The organism is Actinocorallia lasiicapitis, assembly GCF_054778695.1.
Map to the genome: position 1 here is coordinate 1 of NZ_BAAGZI010000657.1, position 1818 is coordinate 1818.

At 72.9% G+C, this 1818-nt stretch carries 3 protein-coding genes; 2 read left to right on the plus strand and 1 reads right to left on the minus strand.

Features of this window, described 5'->3' with window-relative positions:
- Positions 1-880, plus strand: an 880-nt coding sequence (locus tag ACYVE7_RS33445; RefSeq protein ID WP_460370505.1) for a DMT family transporter, incomplete at its 5' end; no start/stop codon positions are given.
- Between the two features lie 55 nt (positions 881-935).
- Positions 936-1562, plus strand: a complete 627-nt coding sequence (locus ACYVE7_RS33450; RefSeq protein ID WP_460370507.1) for a hypothetical protein — start codon at positions 936-938, stop codon at positions 1560-1562.
- A gap of 12 nt (positions 1563-1574) precedes the next feature.
- On the opposite strand, the gene ACYVE7_RS33455 is transcribed toward ACYVE7_RS33450, so the two are convergent.
- Positions 1575-1818 (minus strand): helix-turn-helix domain-containing protein (locus ACYVE7_RS33455; protein ID WP_460370509.1); only part of this gene is annotated, 244 nt, incomplete at its 5' end.

Below are 1818 nucleotides of genomic sequence, written 5' to 3' on the forward strand. Positions count from 1 at the left end.
CGCCCGCTCCGCTCCGCCGTGGGTCGCGCTGGCCGCGGTGGCGTTCACCGTCCTCGCGTGGGCGTCGGCCTTCGTGGTGATCCGGACGACCGGCGAGCACTTCGCGCCTGGCCCGCTCAGCCTCGGCCGGCTGCTCGTCGGCAGTGCCGTGCTCGGCGGGATCCTGGCCGTCCGCCGCACCTGGGTGCGCCCGACCCGCCGCGAATGGGGGTTCGCGGTGCTGTGCGGGCTCGGTTGGTTCGGCGTCTACAACGTCGCGCTCAACGCCGCCGAGCAGCGGATCGACGCCGGGACGGCCGCGATGCTCGTCAACGTGGGGCCGATCCTCATCGCGCTGCTCGCCGGGTACTTCCTCAAGGAGGGGTTCCCGCGCTGGCTGATGATCGGCGCGGCCGTCGCGTTCAGCGGCGCGGTGATCATCGGGCTCTCCTCGACCGGCGGTTCCGGCCACTCCGATCTGACCGGGATCGTGCTCTGCCTGGTCGCGGCCGTCACCTACGCGGTCGGCGTGATCTCCCAGAAGCCGATCGTCCGGCGGATCCCGGCGCTCCAGGCCGTCTGGATGTCGTGCACGATCGCGGCCGTCGCCTGCCTGTTCTATCTGCCCGCCCTGCTGGACGAGCTGGGCGCCGCGCCCGCGGCGGCGACGTCCTGGCTGGTCTACCTCGGGCTCGTCCCGACGGCGTTCGCCTTCACCACCTGGGGGTACGCGCTCAGCCGGATGAACGCGGGACGGCTCGGCGTGACGACCTACATCGTGCCGCCCATCGCGATCGTCATGGGCCTGGTGTCCCTCGGCGAGACCCCCGCGCCGCTGGCGCTGGTCGGCGGGCTGGTCTGCCTGGCCGGGGTGGCGCTGTCGCGGCGCACGTCCCGGTGAGGTCGGGGCGGCGGTCACTGGCCGCCGGGTCGGCCGCACTGGTCGACTCGGGACCATGCACTCCGTACGTATCGCCGCCGCCCTCTGCCTGACCGCCGCCCTCACCACCGGCTGCACGGTCTCGGCGAGCACCTCCACCAAGACCAAGCCGTCCAAGTCCGGGACGTCCAAGTCCAGCAGCGGGAAGAGCACGAGCTCCCCGAAAACGAAGATCAGCGCTTCGGCGGAGAACAGACCGGCGGCCCGGCGCGTGGTGAGCGCGCCGACCGCCGGCGGGCTCGGCAAAGGCACCGGCGCCAAGGCCGTCACCGACGTCCCGGTCGATCTCGGGCAGGTGCCGCCGGGCAGCACGGTCGTCGTCGAGAACTACGTCCAGCCGGGCGGCGACACGATCCTCGTGGTCGCCCTCGACGGGATCTCCGACTCCTACGACCGGCGCGAGCACCTGTGGCGGGGGCTGCTGGACCGGGTCGGCTGGGACGGCGGAGTCGACTCCCGGCCCGTCCCCGCGGGCCCGCTCGGCGGCGACGTCGAATGCTTCCTCGTCTCGCTGGCCGAGGACGGCAACGTCATCTGCGGCTGGTCCGACGCCTCCACGGTCGGCGTCGCCCTCATCCCGAACCTCGATCTGAAGACCGCCGCCCAGGCCTTCGTCGACATGCGCTCCGACCTGGAGCGTTAGCCTTCCGGAGCGTCAGCCCTTGAGGAAGCGGGCGGCGGCCTCGGTGCGGGTGGCGACGCCCAGCTTGGCCAGGATGTTGGAGACGTGGACGCTGGCCGTCTTGGGCGAGATGAACAGGGCGGCGGCGATGTCGCGGTTGCTGAGGCCGTCGGCGAGCAGCCGCAGCACCTCGCTCTCGCGGGCCGTCAGCGACGGCAGGACCGCGGCGGGCGCCGTGAAACCGGCGCGCACGCCGAGCTCGGCCAGCCGGGACAGC

Coding starts and splice junctions, on each gene's coding strand:
- ACYVE7_RS33450 (WP_460370507.1), top strand. CDS start 936: ATGCACTCCGTACGTATCGCCGCCGCCCTCTGCCTGACCGCCGCCCTC.